Genomic DNA, 16429 nt, shown 5'->3' on the forward strand with positions numbered 1-16429 from the left:
TCGATCACGCAACGAACACAAATGCCCTGCGGCAACTCCGAGGGGATGATGAACTTCTGTAGTCTCGGTGTTGGCTGTTAATCTGGAAAGAGTTGTGCGTGTCCCATTTTTCTGTTTGAATAAAAAATATTGATAGCACACCGAGTTCGATGCTAACTTATTGGCACAATTGAATTATTCATATCATTCCCATCTCCAACTCTATACAGTTTTCATTTTATTAGAAGTGCGAGTATTACCCTGTTAGATGTAACCTTTATTGAGACTGCGTATGCCCTTAAGACAATCAGATGAAAGTATCGCTAGTGCAATTAAATTCGATGTAGAGAAATCATCTACAGGATCAAAGCGTCTAAAATTACGTACCTTACTGACTAAGTTTGGCTACGAAAAAAGATCAGACACTAATACTGCAAAAATTACAGAATTGTTAACTTATGAAGGCCTATCAATCAACCCTCCAATTGTTAGGTTTGGAGAACGCTGGGAAATATCACTGCAGGACTGGATATATTTATCCTGTAATGTACTTCCAGAGCAACAAGTACCATCAGTATTATCAACATGGAATGCTGATGGCTGGTTCGATAAAATTTCAGAACTAGATCTCCGAACAGAAAAAGAAGTTGAAACAAAGTTCATCATTCCATTGCTAATTCGCCTTGGTTATTCGGAGAATGATAGATTCGATGGCATGCCCGTTCCCGCTGCCCATGGTTCACGAAATACAACCCTTGTCATAGATTTTGCTCTATTTAACAACAGTGAGGAGTCATTGAAAAATCAACCATTGCTAACGGTTGAGGCAAAAAAAGAAGGGCGTCTACTTAAACAACAAGAACTCCTAAATGCACACAACCAAGCCAAAAGCTATTGCCTCTGGACTCAATGCGATTTTTTCTTGATAACTGATAGTAAAACCGTTCAACTTTTTCATATTTCACGAGGAAGAATTGGCCAACTCTCACCAATATTTTCATGCGAAAGAGAGTCCCTATCTTCATGTTTTGGCGAGCTTTATGCTCGAGCGTCCAAAGAGGTGCTGACAAAATACTATCTAGCCAAATTCTCCACTACCGAAGAAACTAGCTAAGGCAATCTTCGTAAAGTGGCTTTGTTCAACAAAAGGTTCAAACCTTTCGCTCCGATCACAGGGACGTGCTAAAGCCCGCTCCTTAGCCAACAGTTATATCTATTGACGCTTCATTCCACTCATTTTATTAAGGCCATATAAGGCTTATTCAGTCAGCATTAGTATCAACACAAATCGCACCCATCATGTATGGATCTGCGAACGCATTTGCTATAACGCAGGAATGCGGCTCTCTGAGCTAAATGAATACACCCAAATATAATTTAAGTTAGATAACTTGATGAATATAACCAATTGAAGGATAAGAAACACTGAGGTGTTAATTTGCACGCTGAATTGACATGAGCACCTTGCTTCATTGAATAATCTATCCCGCGCTTATGGAAAAACCATTATGATCTCCGCGCTATAACAACTTATCTTGCTATAAGGATTACCGTGTCTCAGCCATCGGAACAACCTAAGTTAGAAACTGCGCAAATTTGCCCTTTGTGCAAAGGCGCGAATCAATGTGCGGTGATTGTTGGTAAGGGTATTGAGGATTGTTGGTGTGCGCAGCAGGTGTTCCCACCTTTGGCCGCCTTGCAAGCGCAAGCATCAGATTCGCTGCAAGGGGCAATCAGCCCCATTTTACCGTCTGCCGATGCGTGTATTTGCCAAACCTGTCTAAACCAACTCATGCAGAGTTTAAGTCAGGGGCAGCTTGCAACGCAGGATGAAAAAAGCCCATCGAGTGTGAGCGATGGGCTAGGTTATGAGGTGAAATAGCGGGCTGAAGTAATGAGTTATCGACTGATTGTGTAATCCAGTTGCACAGTGGTTTGTGCCTCAACGGCTTTACCATTTTCAAACTTAGGTGCGTAACGCCATTTATCTATCATTTTTAGTGTTTCTTTCTCGAAGAGAGCACCACCCTTAGAAGCTAAAATTTCAGGATTTTTGACGAAGCCATGCTCATCAACAGTAAATTTAAGCTGAACCCAGCCACTTTTACCTCGCTGCGCATAGGACATTGGATAGTCTGGGACGGTACGGAAAATAGGTTGTTGTTCCTGTGCGTCGGCCCAAGGACGCATTTTGCCGATAGCAATACAGTGAGCGGTGGATTCGTCACGCTTTCCTTGGCGCTCATACAGTTCGACTAAATACGCATGGGCACTCAAGGCATAGGGATGACTAAAATTGAGTGCGTCGAATTGTTTAACGACTTCTAAAAGCAATGGAATCGCTTTGTCATCATGCTTTTCGGCATATTCAACGGCACCCACCACATAGGTTGCCTTGACTCTATCCAATGCATTTTGGGGAAGAATTTCTTTATAAATATCATAGGCATCGAAGGCATAGCGTCTTACGCTTTTGGTGTATAACTCTGTATTGGATAAGCGGTTAAAGGCTGCCATTTTTACATCGGCGATCAGCTTCTTTTTATCGGATTTTTCCGCAATTGCGATAGCAGTAAGAAAATCCTCTTTCGCATCTTTGGCTTCGACGGCGGTTTGCGCAGCGCCCAGTAAGGGATCGATAAGCTCAAGCGCTTGTTTGCCATAATGAACTTTATAGTTAGCCAGAGCGAGCTGATACAACTCATTCGCCTTAGCCGTTTTGGGTAGATTCTTTTCTGTAAATGGGTAGGGTGCAACTTGCTTCTCTATCGCGCTGGCCCAATTCAAGGCGAGGTTAGCTAAGTCGACACTGTCTTTGGCATATTGAGCTTCACCGAGTTGATAAGCGGCTTTTGCGCTCGCTTCAATCTTAGCAGCATCGCCTTTTTCTACGGCGGCTTGATAGTCACTATAGGCTTTGGCAAAGCTATTTTCTGAGGCGTACACGCTAAGAGATGTGCCTAAAGTGAGGGCAAGAAGACAGGCTATTGGCAGCATTTTTCCGTGCGACATTCTATATATCCTTATTATTGATGAAGTTAGATGATACATAGATGTGCATTATGGGACAAGTCGGTTTGGCTTTTGTTAATAATGCTGGGGGAATGCTGATAACTGGGAATTGATAATTGAGAGCTGAGATTAAAAATAAACGAGCCCAGTTGAAACCGAGTTCGCTTATTTATCAGTGTTTTGTCGCTTTACTAGCCGTTATGAGTTCGAATAGCCGCAAGTGCTTTTACTCGCCGCAATTACTTAGCTGTGAAAGTCACGGTAAATTGCCCGAGCGCGCCGTATTCAAAGTCACAAACCTGCGCCAATGGCAGGTCGAGGACGCCAGCGTAGGAACCTGTGATCACATATTGCCCTTGAGTTAGGCCAATGCCTTGGGCGGATAAAAAGTTAACTAACCAGTAGAGTCCCGCCTTAGGGAAACCATTGGGATGAATGGCGAATTTTTGCAGCGTTTCATTTTGCAGCTGCTCGCCATTGGCAATATTAACGCTGAGTTCGAAATGGCTGGTTTCTAAATCTTTTTGCGGATTAAGTACTGGGCCTAACCACAATCCTTGATTGACTAAGCCATCGGCGAGGGCATCAAAATGCGTTGCTTCACTGGGTGTGTGGTATCGGCTTTTGATCAATTCCAAGGCTAAGCGTGTGTGGCCTAAGGCCGCGTCGATTTCAGCCTCTGTGTAAGGTGTGGCTCTTGGTGGTAAATCGCGAGCAATCTCGAAGGCGAGTTCAGGTTCGACGCGGGCCAGGCCTTTAGTCGACGGATAGAGTGGACAAGTGGCAGATTGTTGATACACATCAGCTTGATAAATAGGCGCTACGACGGTTTTTTCCGCCGAGGGTAATAGGCATTTCCACGCCGCGATAGGATTATTGTTAGCCTTATAGATGGCAGCCACGGTTTGCTGAATGGCGAAGGCCTGTTCGAAGCTGGTTGGCCTCAGCTCTGGGAGCAGTAAATCGCCGCTGGTGCCTGCTGCGCGGCGCGCGGCTAATTCTTTGGCTGCGGCATGAATATGCGTTTTAACTTGTTCGATCGTGGCGGTAGATAACATTAACTTTCCTATTTAAAGCGTTCGCTTAAAAAGAAGTGGCCTAGAGAGTGTGTGAAGAAGCCATTTAATCGGCCAAATATACTCGGTTATTGCCATCGCGGGAAATGCCAATGTTGGCTTTCCTAGTAAATCAGCTGCCGCTGGGTCAAGAGTGCGGCCAATATTCCAATTATTGTAAGATGCTGAAACTTGCTCCACATCAGCGTCAGCTAAAGTATCCAATCTAACGCGAATGTTTCCATGATGTGCCGCTAGATATTGCGCTGACTCAGTGCCAGAATGACGCTCCATTTTGCGGTCTCTACTGGATATCTCCGTGAACCTTAGCCATAACGCCCCTTCGGCAAATAATCATGCTCAACTCGGGCTCCTCTTCATTTCTGTTGCGATTGTATTTTGGGGTATGTTACCCATAGCCTTGAAGCTTTCGGGGGCTTTTATCGATCCTGTCACTTTGACTTGGTTTCGTTTTTTGGTTGCGCTTGTGGTCAGCATACTAATCCAATGGAGCGCGGGCAGCCTTAAGCAATTTGCGGCGCTCGATGCTAAAGTCTGGTTAAGATTAGTGCTTGCGGGCGTGTTTTTGATGCTCAATTATGTGTCTTTTGTTTACTCACTCGATTATCTCGCGCCGGGTGCTGCCCAGCTGAATTTCCAGACTTCGCCCTTTTTCCTTGCCTTCGGTGGCGTGCTGTTTTTTAAGGAACGGCTGAATGCGGTGCAACTCAGCTGTTTTGCGACACTGGCCTTAGGCATGTTGATGTTTTTCCATCCGTATTTGGATTTATCTGGCGCCAATAATCATCAGGTTTGGATTGGGGTGATGATCATTCAGTTCTCGGCGTTGTCGTGGACTAGCTATGCCTTGTTGCAAAAATCCTTATTGAATCGTTTATCGCCCGCGAACGTGCTTTTAGTGATCTATGGCTTAGGTATTTTCGTAATGGCTCCCTTTAGCGACTTTAGTCAGTTTGCCAGTATGGACAGCTTCGAGTGGCAGATTGCGCTGTTTTGCGCCGCCAATACCTTGATCGCCTATGGCTGTTTTGGGCAGTCGATGAAGTACTGGCCGACGGCACAGGTGAGTGCCATGTTGGCCCTAACGCCAGTATTTAGCTTTAGTGCCACTGCTTTGGTGGTGAGCATTGGCTGGTGGCCAGAAGTCTTCCATGCAGATGAATTAGATGGATTATCTCTGCTGGGGATTGGCGTCATTATTGTGTCTGTGATGGTGGTACAATTACTGCCACTGTATCGCAATCGTCAGGCGAAGCGTTTGCAGATTGTCTAAGGCGTACATTTTCACCTAATGGGAAAAGCCAGTGATCACCAGACTTAGCGATTTAAAACTTAAGGATATCCGTGGGGTCATCTTCGATCTCGACGGCACCTTAGCGCATTCTAATCCGGATTTTTCTGGGCTACGGCGGGAGTTGGGGATTCATTCTGGTACGGATATCTTGGCCCATGTCGATAGTCTGAGCGCGGGTGAAGAGCAGGCTCAGGCGCTGGAAATCGTCCATGAGTACGAGAGACAAAGCTCACTCAATGCCAGTTGGATCGATGGCGCGCGCGAGCTTATCGAATGCCTAAGGGCTAAGTCGCTGCCCTTGGCTATTTTGACCCGCAATATGCCAGAAGCGGCGCAAATCACTATCGATAAGCTCGGCATAGATATCGAATTGGTGTTAACGCGCTACGACGTGCAGCCTAAGCCGCATCCCGAAGGCATTCACCTTATTTGCCAGCAGTGGCAACTCGCGCCCGCAGATATCCTGTATGTGGGCGATTATCTATTCGATCTGCAAACCGCGCGTAATGCGGGTAGCCGCTGCGCATTATATTGCCCTGAAATTATTCCCGATTATGCCCAAGCGGCTGATTTACTGGTCTCTTGCTACCACAGCCTGATTAAAGCATGGCCTAAATAATTTATTCCTATGCGGTTAACCTGTTTAGCCGCATATATCTCAATTAACTCCTGTGACTACTTAGGTAATTGCTTACAAAGGTCATCAAATAGTGCAAAACTTTCGGTTAGCACCGTCTGTAATTGATCTTCGTTATAGCACCATGGCTGGCGTTGTGTACGCCAGTCGTTATCCCAGTCAATCTCTGCACCTCGTGCTAACCGCTCTGCCACGGCAATCTTTTGGTAAGAGCCGCCACCGATGCGCATATCTTCACGCCATAGGTTAAAACGGAAGGTAACCCACTGCCGCATCTCCATCATAAGTGTCATATGCGGGTAGGCGAATTTTTTCGCATTTAGCATGTAATATCCCCCCTCACTTGTGTAAAAGCGGATCGGGTATGGGAACTGGGCAACCAATATTTGTTGACGCTCCGTCGGCACCTTAGGATTAAAATCGCCAGGGAGTTTAGGAAAGCGCGCTAACATGGAGGCATAGCGCTCGGCAAAATTAACTTCACGGGCAATGGTAATCACGGGTTGTGACACTTCACTTAGGATAAAATTGTGTTGTTGCTCAGTTAACATATCGTCATCCATCTTGACTGTTTATGGTGTTATTTTCATGGTAGCTAAAGGTTAATATCCAATTTTTCAATTGATTAAAAATGTTAGGTCAATATCAAAATCGCTTTTGTCGCTACGGCCTCGCTAAGAGTCAGAAGGTATTTAGCGGTTACTTTGTGTATCCAGCTTATCTTGCTTAAGCCCAAGCCGAATACTGTCGAGTAATGCCACTAACCAGCAGAGGATAAAGCCGTAGAGCAGTTCATTGGCATTGGCAATTGTGGTCTGGGTTTGTTGGGTGATTTCGGCAGAAATTACGCCGATATCTAGCGGTAAGATGCCGTTTTGAATATCTAAGGCGATGACTTGCGCCACTTGATAGATTTGCGATAGCAACAGCACAAGACTCACGACCGCTAAGCTAAAAAATACCAGTGCCGAGCGTTTATGTTTTAGGTAAAAATGGCCGCTGCCGGGGGCGACAAAGGCGGATAACAGGCCGGCGTTAAAGGCTTTTTTCATCGAAATACACTAGATGCGTTGCTAAAGACTAAGTCGACACTAATAAACATGTTGGCTTAACTGCAAGTTAATTTGCCATTGCGACTAACATTCCAATAAAGCCCGCAAACAGAGTGCAACCGACAAGTACCATGATTAATAACGTTTTATCTTTGTGGCATGACTTAGCGAGTTCAGGCAGTGCCGAGGTAAATGGGGAAGTGATCAGTGCTAAAAAATCCATTTTATATCCTTAAGCTAGGCGTTCTTGCACTGACTATATCAGCTTGAAATATCAACTGGCCAGTGTGCTTTGAGCTAGTGCGATGTTAAGCCAACAAAAAAGGAGCCTAGGCTCCTTTTTTAGTCTCTAGCTTAAGCTAGATTAGTCTTCACGTGGTTTACGTGGCTTACGCTCACCGGCAGGTTTGTCTGCACGAGGTTTGCGGTCAGCAAATGGCTTGTCACCCGTAGATGCTGCGCGAGGCTTACGATCACCCGCTGGGCGGTCACCACGTGGTTTACGGTCACCAGCAGGGCGGTCTGAACGCGCGCTACGGCCTGAATCAACAAATACTTGATCGCCAGCTTCACGGATGTTCAATGGCTTGCCACAAACACGTACTTTACGTAGGTGCTGTAACACGTCTTTTGGCATGCCGTCTGGCAGGTCAACAGTGGTCACTGCATCGTAAAGTTGGATTGCGCCAATGTAACGGCTGTCGATGTTAGCTTCGTTCGCGATAGCACCAACGATGTTACCCACACCTACACCATTCTCACGACCTACGTCGATGACGTAACGGCACATTTTCAAATCTGGGTTGTCTTTCAACGCTTCAGCTGTACCTAAGCTGGCTGGCATTGGACGCGGTTCGCGACTTCTGCGTTCACCACGCTCACCACCACGGTCGCTACGCTCGCTGCCGCGATCAGTACGTTCACTGCGCTCATCACGGGCACGTTCTTGAATTGCTGGCAATTGAAGCGGGCGTTCTTGTTGTACTTGATGCAACAAGGCTGCGGCGAGAAGATCGGTATCGACTTCTAACTGTTGGCATAGTTGAGCAACCGCTTCTTTCATGAAATCTAAATCGCCGTTGATCGTCTCAGCCAATTGCTCACCTAAGCGAGATAGACGACGTTCTGCAACAGTCTCTGGGCTTGGGATTTTCATTGGAGAAATACGGCTGTTAGTTGAACGCTCGATCGTGCGCAGCATGCGCATTTCACGGCTTGTCACAAACAGGATCGCCATACCAGTACGGCCAGCACGGCCAGTACGGCCAATACGGTGTACATAAGCTTCGGCATCATACGGAATGTCGTAGTTCACAACGTGACCGATACGCTCAACGTCAAGACCACGGGCCGCAACGTCAGTCGCGATCAGTATGTCTAACTTGCCACGTTTCAGTTGGTCAACTGCACGCTCACGGGCTTGCTGGTTCATGTCACCATGTAGTGGTGATGAAGCATAACCGCGGGCTTCTAACTTCTCGGCTAACTCAACACATGAGTTACGAGTACGCACGAATATGATTACACCTTCAGTGTTTTCAACTTCTAATACACGTACTAAAGCTTCGAGTTTGTTGTGCTGTGATACTTGCACGAAACGCTGCTCAATTGACTCAACCGTTGTTTGGCTTGATTCAATACGAACATGCACTGGGCTGCGTAAGTGTTGGTTTGCAACACGCTTGATTTGCTCTGGCATAGTGGCAGAGAATAACGCCAGTTGGCGCTCGCTTGGCGTGTGCTCAAGGATCCATTCGATATCATCGATGAAGCCCATTTTTAACATTTCATCGGCTTCATCGAGCACGAGTGCTTTTAATGAGTCGAGTTTCAAAGTACCGCGACGCATGTGGTCCATAACACGACCAGGCGTACCCACGATAACTTGTGGGCCGCGTTTCAGGGCATTCAACTGTTGTTGCATGCTTTGACCGCCATAGATAGGAAGAACGTGGAAATTCTTCATAAATTTGGCATAGCTACTGAACGCTTCAGCAACCTGCACGGCTAATTCACGTGTTGGTGCTAAGACTAAAATTTGCGGTGTAGTTTGGCTGGTAACTTTGTTTAATAGTGGTAAAGCGAAGGCGCCAGTTTTACCTGTACCTGTTTGCGCTTGACCTAAAATATCTTTGCCAGCCATAAGTGGGTCGATACTGGCTGATTGGATTGGCGTTGGTTTTTCATAACCTAGCTCGTCAAGAGCACGCAACAAATTCTCGGATAAGCCGAGTTCACGGAAAGTTCTTTCATCGGATGACATTGGGTTGTAGCCTTGTGGATGCGCGCGCGAAATGGCGCTAATAGTTTCACAGACAGAAAATCAACCCCGTGTCGATTTCCCGCGAACGACGGATTATAGCAGCATGGACGCCACTTTACCAATCAGAGTCACGCTATTTAACCTGTTTTCTGCATTTTTTTCGCTAAAACTGAGCAAGAAACGCGCCACTTCCCATTAATTCTTTAAATATTCGGCATTTAATTGAAGTAACTCAAATGCTGACTCAGTCACTGCTGCAAGAAAAGTGATGTCGATTGTCGCGACGGTATCTTCAGGGGTGTGATATTGGGGATGGGTCGGCACGCCAAAATACAGCCAAGGGATATTAGCTTTGTGGAAGGAATAGTGATCCGATGCCCGCAGCCAATCGGTACTTTGTATGCTACGGCCAACGGGTTTGGGGTGGGAGAGCCTAATGCACAGTCGGTTCTGTTGATTCAGTAGAGGTTTAAATTGAGAGAACTGAGTGAAGTTTCGACTGCCTTCAAGGTAAATCGCATAGGGCCTGCCGGGGTGACTCACCATATCTAAATTCAACATCAGCTCAAAAGTCGCCTCTGGCAGACGGGTTTTGAGTTGTTCGACCAAGGCGATACTGCCATAGAGCCCCGGTTCCTCGGCATCGGTTGCCACAAACATTAGATTCACCTTAGGCAAGGTATGGGGTTGCAGAGCAAATTGCTGCTGCCAATGTTTGGCAATCGCCAGCATAGCGGCGACGCCGGAGGCGTTATCATCGGCGCCGTGGTAAATCTTGCTGCCGCTCATGCCTAAGTGATCATAGTGGGCGACGATAATACGCCATCGATTCGTCGGCTCTGTCGCCATGGCGGTGGCGACCACATTGGCGCCATTTTCTTGGGTGAAGAAGGTTTGATATTCAAAGGGCACGATAAAGTCTGCTCCCCAAGGCTGTAAACCTAGCCACTGAAATTGCTGCTTTATATAGTCACGACTTTTTTCTGCACCTTGGGTTTGGGTTTTGCGGCCTTCAAATTCATCTGAGCTTAATCTTGTGACAATCGCTTGTAACTCTAAGGGTTCGGCCCAAGTGAGCTTAAGTTCAGTACGCGCACAGGTTTCGGGTGAACTGGCGCAGCCAGTGAGAGTCGTTGCAACAAAGCAGGCCAGTGCTAATAAGCCAAGTCTTTGGAATTGATCTCTTATAAGGTGCATGAACGTGAACTTGGCGAGTAGCTGACCGATGCGACTGTGGTTGAATTGAGTCGATGGGCTTAGGTTTATGTCACTAAGGTTTATGTCGCTTAGGTTTTTATTTAAAAGTGATTGATGTTGCCTCGGTAACATAAGGTGAGTCACTGGGGACTGAGTGCTATTACGCATGGACATTCCTTATCGCTGAAGCCTTCGCCAGAAGATGAATATCATCTTTGCCTAAATCCGATTCTAATTCAATGTGATCTATATGTATGCGATAGCATAAGCATATTGGATTGCTGAACTAAAAAAGAAGCGCAGTGCTTATGCGACTGCGCTTCTACTGTACTCAGACCAAGGGCTCGTAACTTATGCCTTGGCTTTATTGGCCTTTGCCATTTCAATATCCCGTTTTAGCAGTGGCTTTAAGAAGCGTGCCGTGTGGGAGGTTGGATGCTCGGCGACTTCTTCCGGTGTGCCTGTGGCTAAAATCATACCGCCACCACCGCCGCCTTCTGGGCCTAAGTCGATAATCCAGTCCGCCGTTTTGATCACGTCCAGATTATGCTCAATCACCACAATGGTGTTGCCGTGGGATTTAAGACGATGTAATACATCGAGCAGCAATTGGATATCGGCAAAGTGTAAGCCCGTGGTCGGTTCATCCAAGATATACAAGGTTTGGCCCGTGTCACGCTTAGACAGCTCTTTGGCGAGTTTCACCCTCTGAGCTTCGCCGCCCGAAAGTGTGGTCGCACTTTGGCCGAGGCGCACATAGGACAAACCTACATCCATCAAGGTTTGCAGCTTACGGGCAATGGCAGGTACGGCATCGAAGAAAGTGCGCGCATCTTCCACTGTCATCTGCAGTACTTCGTGAATATTCTTGCCTTTATAGCGTACTTCTAAGGTTTCGCGGTTGTAGCGCTTACCTTTACAGGAATCACAAGGTACATACACATCGGGGAGGAAGTGCATTTCGACCTTGATTAAGCCGTCGCCTTGGCAAGCCTCACAGCGGCCACCTTTAACGTTAAAGGAGAAGCGGCCGACTTGATAACCGCGAGTACGTGATTCTTGGGTTCCGGCAAAAATCTCGCGAATTGGGGTGAAGATGCCAGTATAAGTGGCAGGGTTAGAGCGTGGCGTACGGCCAATCGGGCTTTGGTCTATATCGACCACTTTGTCGCACAGCTCCATCCCTTCGATACGATCATAGGGTGATGGCTCATCCACAGTCGCCCCGTTGAGCATTCTATGGGCGATCTTGAAGAAGGTATCGTTGATTAAGGTTGATTTACCCGAACCCGACACGCCCGTCACACAAGTGAATAAACCAATGGGAATGGTTAAATCCACATTGCGCAGGTTGTTGCCGCGTGCGCCAAATAACTCAATCACTTGAGTTTTGTCGAACGGAATACGCGGCGTATCAATATGAATGCTGCGCTTACCGGAAATATATTGGCCAGTGACTGACTCTTCACAGGCGATGATTTTCTCAATCGGGCCGTCGCAAATCACTTCGCCGCCGTGTACGCCAGCGCCAGGGCCTATGTCGATCACGTGATCCGCCATGCGGATCGCATCTTCATCGTGCTCAACCACAATTACTGTGTTGCCCAAATCCCGCAGGTGGATCAGGGTTTGCAGCAGACGTTCGTTATCCCTTTGATGCAGGCCGATTGAAGGTTCGTCGAGCACATACATCACGCCGACAAGTCCGGCGCCAATTTGGCTAGCAAGTCGAATCCGTTGGGCTTCACCACCCGAGAGGGTTTCTGCCGAGCGCGATAGGCTCAAATAATTGAGGCCCACGTTGACGAGGAAACCTAAGCGATCGCGGATTTCCTTTAAAATCTTCTCGGCGATCTGCGCCTTTTGGCCACTAAATTCGACCTTCTCAAAGTAGTCTAAGGCTTCGCCAATCGACCAAGTGGTGAGTTGCGGCAGATTGATATCGCCTAAAAACACATTACGAGCTTCTTCGCGCAGACGCGAACCACCACAGCTTTGGCAGGCTTGGGTATTGATAAACTTGGCTAATTCGTCACGTACCGAGTTGCTTTCGGTTTCGCGATAGCGCCTGTCCATGTTGTTGAGAATGCCTTCGAAGGGATGATTACGCACCACCACATCGCCGCGATCGTTGATGTACTTAAAGGCAATGCTATCTTTGCCTGAACCGTACAGGACGATTTTGCGAACTTTTTCGCTGAGCTGCTCATAGGGCACTTCGACGTCGAACTTATAGTGTTCGGCGAGTGAACTGAGCATTTGGAAATAGTAGAAGTTGCGTCTATCCCAGCCGCGAATCGCGCCGCCAGCCAGTGACAGCTCAGTGTTGCTGATCACGCGCTCAGGATCGAAAAATTGTTGTACTCCTAAACCATCACAGGTTTGGCACGCGCCGGCTGGATTGTTAAAGGAGAAGATCCTTGGCTCTAATTCTGCCATCGAATAACCGCAGTGCGGACAGGCGAAGTTGGCCGAAAAGATCAGTTCTTCGCCTTTTGCTTTACCAGTACCTGTGTCGTCATCCATGGTGGCAACGGTCGCGATGCCGCCGGAGAGTTCCAGTGCGGTTTCAAAGGATTCAGCTAAGCGTTGCTTGATATCGTCACGCACTTTAAAACGGTCGACGACCACTTCAATCGTGTGCTTAACGTGTAAATCTAAGGTTGGCGGATCGGTTAAATCACACACTTCACCGTCGATACGCGCACGGATATAACCCTGCGCCGATAGACCTTCGAGCAATTTAACGTGTTCACCCTTACGGGCGTTGACCACAGGCGCGAGCAGCATCAAGCGGCTGTCTTGGGGCATTTCTAACACTTTATCGACCATTTGGCTGACGGTTTGCGCCGCTAAGGGTTGATTGTGTGTCGGACAACGCGGCTCACCCACACGGGCAAACATCAAGCGCAGGTAATCGTAAATTTCGGTAATCGTGCCCACGGTGGAACGCGGGTTATGGGAAGTGGATTTTTGCTCTATGGATATCGCTGGGCTTAAGCCTTCGATATGGTCCACATCGGGCTTTTCCATCAAACTCAAAAATTGGCGAGCATAGGCTGACAAGGACTCGACGTAACGTCGCTGGCCCTCGGCATATAAAGTATCGAAAGCAAGGGAGGATTTGCCAGATCCCGATAAGCCCGTGATGACAATCAGTTTATCCCTTGGGATAGTCAGGTTGATATTCTTGAGATTGTGGGTGCGTGCGCCGCGTATTTCAATCTTATCCATCTATCGCTCTAATGCCATATGCTTAAAAAAATGAGCATAAGTATCGCACAGTTCCGCGGCTGAGTTTAGTTGATTCTGTGATCGGCACCAATCCTAGCGCTGGCACTGGCTTTTAATCACCTTGCTGACAGTGGCAGTTATGTACCGAGTGGATTAACTAAGATTAATGCGGTTGTTGCGTACTGACTCACAGGACAAATGTGAACACTATGTTAGACTCGTTTCCCTGTGCCTGAGCGTTAAATAGGGCAGAAAAATAAACATGTTAACCCGAGCACGGTCAATATAGGTCCGTGATAATCGGGATAAAAGTTAACTGTACAGGCAGTGGTTTAGGCCACTATTTCCTTTTGAGCAAATCCTTTTGGGTGTGATAACATGCGCCCCTTAAAAGACTTCAATCCAGGGCAAAATCATGGGTAACAACGGACTTTCGGGTACTGAGAAAAAAGTCGCGTTTTCTTTAGCCAGTGTATTTGGTTTACGCATGATGGGCTTGTTTATGATCATGCCCGTCTTTGCACTTTATGGTCAGCACCTCGAAGGCTTCTCGCCGCTGTGGGTCGGTATTGCTATCGGCGCCTACGGTCTGACTCAAGCTGTGCTGCAAATCCCCATGGGGATTTTATCTGACAAATACGGTCGCAAGCCGATTATCCTTATCGGTCTGGTGCTGTTTGCCATTGGTAGCTTGATTGCCGCCAATGCTGATTCGATTTACGGCGTGGTGTTTGGTCGAGCAGTGCAGGGCATGGGTGCGATTGCGGCTGCCGTGTTGGCGCTGGCGGCGGATTTAACCCGCGACGAACAGCGTACTAAGGTCATGGCGATTATCGGCATGTGTATCGGCGGCTCTTTTGCGCTGTCCTTACTGGTCGGGCCGATTGTGGCACAACATGTGGGCTTATCAGGCCTGTTCTTCCTCACGGCGATTCTCGCTGTGACGGGCATGTTGATCGTGCAATTTTTAGTACCGAATCCGATTTCCCACGCGCCTAAGGGCGACACGTTAGCCACGCCTGCCAGACTCAAGCGTATGTTGACCGATCCCCAGTTGTTTAGACTCGATGCGGGGATTTTTATTCTGCATTTAGTGTTAACCGCAGTATTCGTGGCCTTGCCGCTGGATCTGGTGGATGCGGGGCTCGTGAAAGAAAAACACTGGATGCTGTATTTCCCGGCTTTTGTGGGCGCGTTTTTCCTGATGGTGCCGTTAATCATCATTGGGGTTAAACGTAAGAATACTAAAGCTATGTTCCAAATCGCCTTAGTGATCATGATAGTGGCGCTGCTGGCGATGGCTTTATTCTCTAATAACTTATGGGTGTTGAGTTTTGCAGTGGTGCTGTTTTTCACTGGCTTTAACTATTTAGAAGCCTCATTGCCCAGTTTGATTGCCAAATTTTGCCCCGTCGGTGAAAAAGGCTCGGCCATGGGCGTGTATTCCACTAGCCAGTTTTTAGGGGCCTTTTGTGGTGGTATGCTGGGCGGTGGCGCCTTCCAATTAGTGGGTGCGGTCGGGGTGTTTATTGTTGCTGTGATCTTAATGTCTATTTGGTTATTCCTGACATTGGGCATGGAAAATCCTGTGCTGTTAAAGAGTTACACCTTAGAAGCCGAAGTCAAAGACAAGGCGCAAGCGCGGGATATGGCGGCTCAGTTATCACAGCTCATGGGCGTCGTCGAAGCGATCGTCGTGCTTGATGAAAAAGTTGCTTATCTTAAGGTCGACGAGCATTTCGATTTAAGAGAAGCACGAGCTGTGTTAGGCTCTGCTCAATAATATCTGGGTCTGCCGTGTGATATTTGGGGAAGCTGATTTTCCTCTATGGCGACACAGATAAACAACATACTGAATTAATAGATTATTTAAAGAATCGCAGGAGATTTCAATGGCCAGTCGTGGTGTTAACAAGGTAATTTTGGTTGGCAATTTGGGACAAGATCCAGAAGTGCGTTATATGCCAAACGGTAATGCAGTCGCTAACATCACAGTTGCGACCAGCGAATCGTGGAAAGACCAACAAGGTCAACAGCAAGAGCGTACTGAATGGCACCGTGTGGTTCTGTTCGGCAAATTAGCTGAAATTACAGGTGAATACCTGCGTAAAGGTTCACAGGTTTACCTCGAAGGTAAACTGCAAACCCGTAAGTGGAAAGACCAAAGCGGTCAAGACCGTTACAGCACTGAAGTGGTTATCGACCAAAGCGGTAGCATGCAAATGCTAGGTAGCCGTGGTCAAGGTGGCCAAGCACAAGGCGCGCCAATGGGCGGCGGCATGCCACAAAACGCAGGTTACCAATCTGCACCGCAACAAGCGGCACCAGCGCAAAATCAATATGCGCCAGCGCCTCAAGCTGCACCTGCTTACCAAGCGCCAGCTCAGCAACAATATGCTGCGCCAGCACCTGCTCAGCAGCAATATGGACAACAACAAGCTCAACCACAGCAAGGTGGTTATGCGCCTAAGCCACAAGCCGCTCCAGCGCCTGCTTATCAAGCGCCAGCTGCGCCGGCACAACGTCCAGCACCACAACCACAGCAAAACTTCACGCCAGATTTGGATGATGGCTGGGACGACGATATCCCGTTCTGAAATACACCTGAGACCAAAACGGTAAAAAATACAATTTAAAGCCCTGTTATTCAGGGCTTTTTCTTTTTCTGAAAAATGAAAAGTAGCA

The 16429-nt window shown here is 47.6% G+C and carries 14 protein-coding genes; 6 read left to right on the plus strand and 8 right to left on the minus strand.

The window, feature by feature from the left end; genetic code table 11:
• Positions 1 to 271 precede the first annotated feature (271 nt).
• Positions 272 to 1093, plus strand: a complete 822-nt coding sequence (locus Q4Q46_RS11735) for a type I restriction enzyme HsdR N-terminal domain-containing protein (protein WP_263167728.1) — start codon at positions 272 to 274, stop codon at positions 1091 to 1093.
• Between the two features lie 438 nt (positions 1094 to 1531).
• Positions 1532 to 1861, plus strand: a complete 330-nt coding sequence (locus Q4Q46_RS11740) for a cysteine-rich CWC family protein (protein WP_311906020.1) — start codon at positions 1532 to 1534, stop codon at positions 1859 to 1861.
• A gap of 17 nt (positions 1862 to 1878) precedes the next feature.
• Here Q4Q46_RS11740 and Q4Q46_RS11745 read toward each other — a convergent pair whose 3' ends face one another.
• Together Q4Q46_RS11745 and Q4Q46_RS11750 are read right to left on the minus strand one after the other, a co-directional pair.
• A complete protein-coding gene (locus Q4Q46_RS11745) occupies positions 1879 to 2991 on the minus strand; it encodes an energy transducer TonB (RefSeq protein WP_311906021.1) in 1113 nt (370 codons plus the stop codon).
• Between the two features lie 239 nt (positions 2992 to 3230).
• Positions 3231 to 4049 (minus strand): hydratase, encoded by an 819-nt coding sequence (locus Q4Q46_RS11750; protein WP_311906022.1) that lies wholly within the window; start codon positions 4047 to 4049, stop codon positions 3231 to 3233.
• Between the two features lie 316 nt (positions 4050 to 4365).
• On the opposite strand from Q4Q46_RS11750, the gene Q4Q46_RS11755 reads away from it, so the two are divergent.
• Positions 4366 to 5340, plus strand: coding sequence for a DMT family transporter (locus Q4Q46_RS11755; RefSeq protein ID WP_259511492.1), 975 nt, complete (start codon positions 4366 to 4368; stop codon positions 5338 to 5340).
• A 31-nt stretch (positions 5341 to 5371) separates the two neighbouring features.
• Positions 5372 to 5980 (plus strand): HAD family hydrolase, encoded by a 609-nt coding sequence (locus Q4Q46_RS11760; RefSeq protein ID WP_311906023.1) that lies wholly within the window; start codon positions 5372 to 5374, stop codon positions 5978 to 5980.
• A 56-nt stretch (positions 5981 to 6036) separates the two neighbouring features.
• Here Q4Q46_RS11760 and Q4Q46_RS11765 read toward each other — a convergent pair whose 3' ends face one another.
• From Q4Q46_RS11765 to uvrA, 6 genes are all read right to left on the minus strand, one after another.
• Positions 6037 to 6549 (minus strand): hypothetical protein, encoded by a 513-nt coding sequence (locus tag Q4Q46_RS11765; protein WP_311890589.1) that lies wholly within the window; start codon positions 6547 to 6549, stop codon positions 6037 to 6039.
• A 141-nt stretch (positions 6550 to 6690) separates the two neighbouring features.
• Positions 6691 to 7050: a hypothetical protein gene (locus tag Q4Q46_RS11770; RefSeq protein WP_168825605.1), complete on the minus strand. Its 360-nt coding sequence runs from the start codon at positions 7048 to 7050 to the stop codon at positions 6691 to 6693.
• 67 nt (positions 7051 to 7117) lie between these two features.
• Positions 7118 to 7273, minus strand: a complete 156-nt coding sequence (locus tag Q4Q46_RS11775) for a hypothetical protein (protein ID WP_168825603.1) — start codon at positions 7271 to 7273, stop codon at positions 7118 to 7120.
• A 141-nt stretch (positions 7274 to 7414) separates the two neighbouring features.
• The gene (locus Q4Q46_RS11780; protein ID WP_220591926.1) at positions 7415 to 9313 is read right to left on the minus strand and encodes a DEAD/DEAH box helicase; all 1899 of its coding nucleotides are present in this window, start codon (positions 9311 to 9313) and stop codon (positions 7415 to 7417) included.
• Between the two features lie 195 nt (positions 9314 to 9508).
• Complete coding sequence (locus Q4Q46_RS11785) at positions 9509 to 10678, minus strand: M28 family peptidase (protein ID WP_311906024.1); 1170 nt, start codon at positions 10676 to 10678, stop codon at positions 9509 to 9511.
• A gap of 183 nt (positions 10679 to 10861) precedes the next feature.
• Entirely contained in the window at positions 10862 to 13744 is a 2883-nt protein-coding gene (gene uvrA, locus Q4Q46_RS11790; protein ID WP_311906025.1) for an excinuclease ABC subunit UvrA, read from the minus strand.
• Positions 13745 to 14159: 415 nt separating this feature from the next.
• On the opposite strand from uvrA, the gene Q4Q46_RS11795 reads away from it, so the two are divergent.
• Together Q4Q46_RS11795 and ssb are read left to right on the plus strand one after the other, a co-directional pair.
• Entirely contained in the window at positions 14160 to 15527 is a 1368-nt protein-coding gene (locus Q4Q46_RS11795; RefSeq protein ID WP_006083193.1) for an MFS transporter, read from the plus strand.
• Between the two features lie 109 nt (positions 15528 to 15636).
• Complete coding sequence (ssb, locus tag Q4Q46_RS11800) at positions 15637 to 16341, plus strand: single-stranded DNA-binding protein (RefSeq protein WP_006083192.1); 705 nt, start codon at positions 15637 to 15639, stop codon at positions 16339 to 16341.
• The last annotated feature ends 88 nt before the right edge of the window (positions 16342 to 16429 follow it).

Origin of the sequence: Shewanella vaxholmensis (assembly GCF_031932135.1) — a bacterium.
Lineage (GTDB): Bacteria > Pseudomonadota > Gammaproteobacteria > Enterobacterales > Shewanellaceae > Shewanella > Shewanella hafniensis.

Coding starts and splice junctions, on each gene's coding strand:
- Q4Q46_RS11735 (WP_263167728.1), top strand. CDS start 272: ATGCCCTTAAGACAATCAGATGAAAGTATCGCTAGTGCAATTAAATTC.
- Q4Q46_RS11745 (WP_311906021.1), bottom strand. CDS start 2,991: ATGTCGCACGGAAAAATGCTGCCAATAGCCTGTCTTCTTGCCCTCACT.
- Q4Q46_RS11750 (WP_311906022.1), bottom strand. CDS start 4,049: ATGTTATCTACCGCCACGATCGAACAAGTTAAAACGCATATTCATGCC.
- Q4Q46_RS11765 (WP_311890589.1), bottom strand. CDS start 6,549: ATGTTAACTGAGCAACAACACAATTTTATCCTAAGTGAAGTGTCACAA.
- Q4Q46_RS11770 (WP_168825605.1), bottom strand. CDS start 7,050: ATGAAAAAAGCCTTTAACGCCGGCCTGTTATCCGCCTTTGTCGCCCCC.
- Q4Q46_RS11775 (WP_168825603.1), bottom strand. CDS start 7,273: ATGGATTTTTTAGCACTGATCACTTCCCCATTTACCTCGGCACTGCCT.
- Q4Q46_RS11780 (WP_220591926.1), bottom strand. CDS start 9,313: ATGTCATCCGATGAAAGAACTTTCCGTGAACTCGGCTTATCCGAGAAT.
- Q4Q46_RS11785 (WP_311906024.1), bottom strand. CDS start 10,678: ATGCGTAATAGCACTCAGTCCCCAGTGACTCACCTTATGTTACCGAGG.
- uvrA (WP_311906025.1), bottom strand. CDS start 13,744: ATGGATAAGATTGAAATACGCGGCGCACGCACCCACAATCTCAAGAAT.
- Q4Q46_RS11795 (WP_006083193.1), top strand. CDS start 14,160: ATGGGTAACAACGGACTTTCGGGTACTGAGAAAAAAGTCGCGTTTTCT.
- ssb (WP_006083192.1), top strand. CDS start 15,637: ATGGCCAGTCGTGGTGTTAACAAGGTAATTTTGGTTGGCAATTTGGGA.